Raw genomic sequence first — 6,066 nt, 5'->3', positions numbered from 1 at the left:
GGCAGCGTCAGATGTGTATAAGAGACAGGTCATATACATGTGTCTTATGACGCGCGTGATTGCAGAATCGACCAACGAGATGCGCAAAGGCCTTTTTGGGAAGCTTGCGCGATTGACGGTTTCATTCTTTGACCGCCGACAAGATGGAGATATCCTGTCTCGTTTTACCAGTGATTTGGATAATATCCTCCAAGCCTTTAACGAGAGCTTGATTCAGGTCATGAGCAATATTGTTTTATACATTGGTCTGATTCTTGTCATGTTTTCGAGAAATGTGACGCTGGCCCTCATCACCATTTCCAGCACACCAGTAGCCTTCCTCATGCTGATTTTCATCGTGAAAATGGCACGCAAATACACCAATCTCCAGCAAAAAGAGGTAGGGAAACTCAACGCCTATATGGATGAGAGTATCTCAGGCCAAAAAGCTGTCATTGTGCAAGGAATTCAAGAGGATATGATGGCAGGATTTCTTGAACAAAATGAGCGTGTGCGCAAGGCAACCTTTAAAGGAAGAATGTTCTCAGGAATTCTTTTCCCTGTCATGAATGGGATGAGTTTGGTTAACACAGCCATCGTCATCTTTGCGGGTTCAGCTGTACTTTTGAATGATAAGTCTATTGAAACAAGTACAGCCCTAGGTTTGATTGTTATGTTTGCCCAATTTTCACAGCAGTACTACCAGCCTATTATCCAAGTTGCAGCTAGTTGGGGAAACCTTCAGTTAGCCTTTACTGGGGCTGAACGGATTCAGGAAATGTTTGACGCAGAGGAAGAAATCCGACCTGAAAAGGCTCCAATCTTCACTCAGTTGCAAGAAGGTGTTGAAATCAGTCACATTGATTTTTCATACTTGCCTGATAAACCTATTTTGAAAGATGTCAGCATTTCTGCTCCTAAAGGCCAGATGACTGCAGTTGTTGGGCCAACGGGTTCAGGAAAAACCACCATTATGAACCTTATCAATCGCTTTTATGATGTTGATGCTGGTAGCATTTATTTTGATGGGAAAGATATTCGTGACTATGATTTAGATAGTCTCAGAAGTAAGGTGGGAATTGTTTTGCAGGATTCGGTCTTGTTTAGCGGAACGATTCGAGACAATATCCGTTTCGGTGTGCCAGATGCTAGTCAAGAAATGGTTGAGGCAGCAGCCAAGGCAACCCATATCCACGACTACATCGAAAGCTTACCTGACAAATACGATACCCTTATCGATGATGACCAGAGCCTCTTCTCAACAGGACAGAAACAATTGATTTCTATCGCTCGAACCCTGATGACAGATCCAGAAGTTCTCATTCTAGATGAAGCAACTTCAAACGTAGATACGGTGACAGAAAGTAAGATTCAGCATGCCATGGAGGCGGTTGTAGCAGGCAGAACTAGTTTTGTCATTGCCCACCGCTTGAAAACCATCCTCAATGCAGACCAGATTATTGTCCTTAAAGATGGAGAAGTCATTGAACGCGGTAGCCACCATGAACTCTTAAAACTAGGTGGATTCTACTCAGAACTCTATTACAATCAATTTGTCTTTGAATAAGAAAAAAGTTGTCCTATGCGGGCAGCTTTTTCTTGTCCATAGAAAATATTTATCACAGCCTTAAAAAAAACATATTAGACGAAAGTCATTTTGAGTGCTATGATAGGACTATCGTTAACATTCGAAAGGAGAGGCATCATGGCTAGAACGGTTGTAGGAGTTGCTGCAAATCTATGTCCCGTAGACGCAGAAGGCAAAAACATTCATTCATCTGTATCTTGTAGATTCGCAGAGAGCATTCGTCAAGTCGGTGGTCTCCCTTTAGTCATTCCTGTTGGTGATGAGTCAGTTGTACGCGATTATGTGGAAATGATTGACAAACTCATTTTGACAGGAGGCCAAAATGTCCACCCTCAGTTTTATGGAGAGAAAAAGACCATCGAGAGCGATGATTACAATCTAGTACGTGATGAGTTTGAACTGGCCCTCTTGAAAGAAGCGCTTCGTCAGAATAAACCAATTATGGCAATCTGTCGCGGTGTTCAACTTGTCAATGTTGCCTTTGGTGGAACCCTCAATCAAGAAATCGAAGGTCACTGGCAAGGACTGCCTTTCGGAACATCTCACTCTATTGAGACAGTGGAAGGAAGCGTGGTGGCTAAGCTATTTGGAAAAGAAAGTCAGGTCAACTCCGTACATCGTCAGAGTATCAAAGATTTGGCACCTAATTTCCGTGTAACTGCTATTGATCCAAGAGACCAGACCATCGAAGCGATTGAGTCTATCGACGAGCACCGCATTATCGGTTTGCAGTGGCACCCAGAGTTTCTGGTCAATGAAGAAGATGGTAATTTAGAATTATTTGAGTATTTATTGAATGAACTGTAACGACTGGAACATCTAGTCGTTCTTTCTTTTATTTTTTCAAAATTTTTGGAATATGGGATTTTTACGCAAACGTTTGAATTCTGATAAAAATTGGAGAAATTCGACAAAAAAACTTGAAAAAAACGAAGGTAAGCGTTATGATAGAAAAGAAGAAATATTGGAGGAATAACATGTCACATATTAAATTTGATTATTCAAAAGTTTTAGACAAATTTGTTGCACCACATGAAGTGGAATACATGCAATCACAAGTAACAGCAGCAGATGAATTGATTCGTAAAGGAACTGGTGCTGGTAGCGACTTCTTGGGATGGTTGGACCTTCCTGAAAACTATGACCGCGAAGAATTTGACCGCATCTTGAAAGCTGCTGAGCAAATCAAATCAGACAGCGATGTTTTGGTTGTAATCGGTATTGGTGGATCTTACCTTGGTGCCAAAGCAGCAATCGATTTCTTGAACCATCACTTTGCTAACTTGCAAACAAAAGAAGAACGTAAAGCTCCACAAATCCTTTACGCAGGAAACTCAATCTCATCTACTTACCTTGCTGACTTGGTAGAGTATGTTGCAGACAAAGACTTCTCAGTAAACGTAATTTCTAAATCAGGTACAACAACTGAGCCAGCTATCGCTTTCCGTGTCTTCAAAGAACTCTTGGTTAAGAAATACGGACAAGAAGAAGCTAACAAACGTATCTATGCAACAACTGACCGCCAAAAAGGTGCTGTTAAGGTTGAAGCAGATGCTAACGGTTGGGAAACATTTGTTGTTCCAGATGACATCGGTGGACGCTTCTCAGTATTGACAGCCGTTGGTTTGCTTCCAATCGCGGCATCAGGAGCTGACATCAAAGCCCTTATGGAAGGTGCGAACGCAGCTCGCAAAGACTACACTTCAGATAAAATCTCTGAAAACGAAGCTTACCAATACGCAGCAGTTCGTAACATTCTTTACCGTAAAGGCTATGCAACTGAGATCTTGGTAAACTACGAGCCATCACTTCAATACTTCTCAGAGTGGTGGAAACAATTGGCTGGTGAATCAGAAGGAAAAGACCAAAAAGGTATCTACCCAACTTCAGCCAACTTCTCAACTGACTTGCACTCACTTGGTCAATTTATCCAAGAAGGAACTCGTATCATGTTTGAAACAGTTGTTCGTGTTGACAAACCTCGTAAAAACGTAATTATCCCTAGCTTGGAAGAAGACCTTGATGGACTTGGTTACCTTCAAGGAAAAGACGTTGACTTTGTAAACAAAAAAGCGACTGACGGTGTTCTTCTTGCCCACACAGATGGTGATGTACCAAACATGTACGTGACTCTTCCAGAGCAAGACGCTTTCACTCTTGGTTACACAATCTACTTCTTCGAATTGGCTATCGCTCTTTCAGGTTACTTGAATGCTATCAACCCATTTGACCAACCAGGTGTTGAAGCTTACAAACGTAACATGTTTGCTCTTCTTGGAAAACCAGGATTTGAAGAATTGAGCAAAGAACTTAACGCACGTCTATAATAGAAGAAAAGAGTGGTTTGTCCACTCTTTTTACTCTCTTTATCCATAGAAATTGGACTCAGCCAAGACTTGTGATATAATATAGAGAGCAAAAAGGCAGACGCCTAGAGACTTTATAGGAGAAACTATGTCAAAAGATATCCGCGTACGTTACGCACCAAGTCCAACAGGACTACTACACATCGGGAATGCCCGTACAGCATTGTTTAACTACTTGTATGCACGCCATCATGGTGGAACATTTATCATTCGTATCGAAGATACTGACCGTAAACGTCATGTCGAGGATGGTGAACGTTCACAACTTGAAAACCTTCGCTGGTTAGGTATGGATTGGGATGAAAGCCCAGAAACACATGAAAATTACCGCCAGTCTGAGCGTTTGGACTTGTATCAAAAATACATCGACCAACTGTTAGCTGAAGGAAAAGCCTACAAATCTTACGTTACAGAAGAAGAGTTGGCAGCTGAACGCGAACGCCAAGAAGCAGCTGGCGAAACACCACGCTACATCAATGAATACCTTGGTATGAGTGAAGAAGAAAAAGCAGCTTATATCGCAGAACGTGAAGCAGCAGGGATCATCCCAACTGTTCGTTTGGCTGTCAATGAGTCAGGTATCTACAAGTGGCATGATATGGTCAAAGGTGATATCGAATTTGAAGGTGGCAATATCGGTGGTGACTGGGTTATCCAAAAGAAAGACGGTTACCCAACTTACAACTTTGCCGTTGTCATTGATGACCATGATATGCAAATTTCTCACGTAATCCGTGGAGACGATCACATTGCTAATACACCAAAACAGCTCATGGTTTATGAAGCACTTGGTTGGGAAGCTCCAGAGTTTGGTCATATGACCTTGATTATCAACTCTGAAACTGGGAAAAAATTGTCTAAACGCGATACCAACACCCTTCAGTTTATCGAAGACTACCGTAAAAAAGGTTACCTTCCAGAAGCAGTCTTTAACTTTATTGCTCTTCTTGGTTGGAACCCAGGCGGTGAAGATGAAATCTTCTCTCGTGAAGAACTCATTAAACTTTTCGATGAAAACCGCCTCAGCAAGTCACCAGCAGCCTTTGATCAGAAGAAACTCGACTGGATGAGCAATGACTATATCAAGAATGCAGACCTAGAAACTATCTTTGAAATGGCAAAACCATTCTTAGAGGAAGCGGGCCGTTTAACTGACAAGGCTGAAAAATTAGTTGAGCTCTATAAACCACAAATGAAATCAGTAGATGAGATTATCCCATTGACAGATCTTTTCTTCTCAGATTTCCCAGAATTGACCGAAGCAGAGCGTGAAGTCATGGCTGGTGAAACAGTCCCAACAGTTCTTGAAGCCTTCAAAGCAAAACTTGAAGCGATGACAGATGATGAATTTGTAACAGAAAATATCTTCCCACAAATCAAAGCTGTTCAAAAAGAAACAGGTATTAAAGGGAAAAATCTTTTCATGCCTATTCGTATCGCAGTTTCAGGTGAAATGCATGGACCAGAATTGCCAGACACCATTTTCTTGCTCGGACGTGAAAAGTCAATTCAGCATATCGAAAACATGCTCAAAGAGATTTCTAAATAAGAAGGACTGCCAATGGATATTCTGGGAAAAGATGTACGAAGAAGCACAGAAGCTATACGATCCACATGAAGTATCTGATTTTGTTTACGCTAACCATGTTGTGGCCGCAGTAGAAGCAGAAGATGGACAAATATTTACAGGATTCTGTATGGAGGGAACCTGTGGTGTTTTCCATCTCTGCGCAGAGCGGGCAGCACTCTTTAATATGTACCAATTTTCAGGACAAACTAAGGTTAAGAAAGTATTAGCCTTTCGAGACAAACCACCTTATGGTGGAAGTTCAGGAATGCCATGTGGAGCTTGTAGAGAATTCCTTTTAGAGCTGAATGCTGAAAATAAAGATGCAGAATTCATGATGGACTATGATACAAGAAAAACAGTTAAAGTCTCAGAACTAATGCCCTATTGGTGGGGAGAAGAACGTGCTTCTAAGTTTAATGAACAATAGAAGAGTCAGTACAATTCTGGCTCTTTTTACTATAATTTGAAAAACTGTACTTGAAAAGAATTGAAAAATTGTAAAAAGTTAAAAAAAGGTGTTGACAAAAAACAAAAAGCCGGTATAATAGTAAGAGTTGAAAACA

At 41.2% G+C, this 6,066-nt stretch carries 5 protein-coding genes; all 5 read left to right on the top strand.

Features of this window, described 5'->3' with window-relative positions:
• Positions 1-1,546, top strand: a 1,546-nt coding sequence (gene patB / locus QZ359_RS07790) for a multidrug efflux ABC transporter subunit PatB (RefSeq protein ID WP_293965289.1), incomplete at its 5' end; no start/stop codon positions are given.
• Positions 1,547-1,684: 138 nt separating this feature from the next.
• A complete protein-coding gene (locus tag QZ359_RS07785) occupies positions 1,685-2,374 on the top strand; it encodes a gamma-glutamyl-gamma-aminobutyrate hydrolase family protein (RefSeq protein ID WP_000124770.1) in 690 nt (229 codons plus the stop codon).
• 170 nt (positions 2,375-2,544) lie between these two features.
• Entirely contained in the window at positions 2,545-3,894 is a 1,350-nt protein-coding gene (locus QZ359_RS07780) for a glucose-6-phosphate isomerase (RefSeq protein WP_000018268.1), read from the top strand.
• 127 nt (positions 3,895-4,021) lie between these two features.
• Positions 4,022-5,482 (top strand): glutamate--tRNA ligase, encoded by a 1,461-nt coding sequence (gene gltX / locus QZ359_RS07775; RefSeq protein WP_000031054.1) that lies wholly within the window; start codon positions 4,022-4,024, stop codon positions 5,480-5,482.
• A 31-nt stretch (positions 5,483-5,513) separates the two neighbouring features.
• Positions 5,514-5,930, top strand: a complete 417-nt coding sequence (locus tag QZ359_RS07770) for a cytidine deaminase (protein ID WP_293965283.1) — start codon at positions 5,514-5,516, stop codon at positions 5,928-5,930.
• Positions 5,931-6,066 lie beyond the last annotated feature (136 nt).

The sequence above is a fragment of the Streptococcus sp. genome (assembly GCF_019414905.1).
Classification (GTDB): domain Bacteria; phylum Bacillota; class Bacilli; order Lactobacillales; family Streptococcaceae; genus Streptococcus.
Note: the sequence above shows the minus strand (reverse complement) of the source record. Positions and strands in the feature narration are given on the sequence as shown.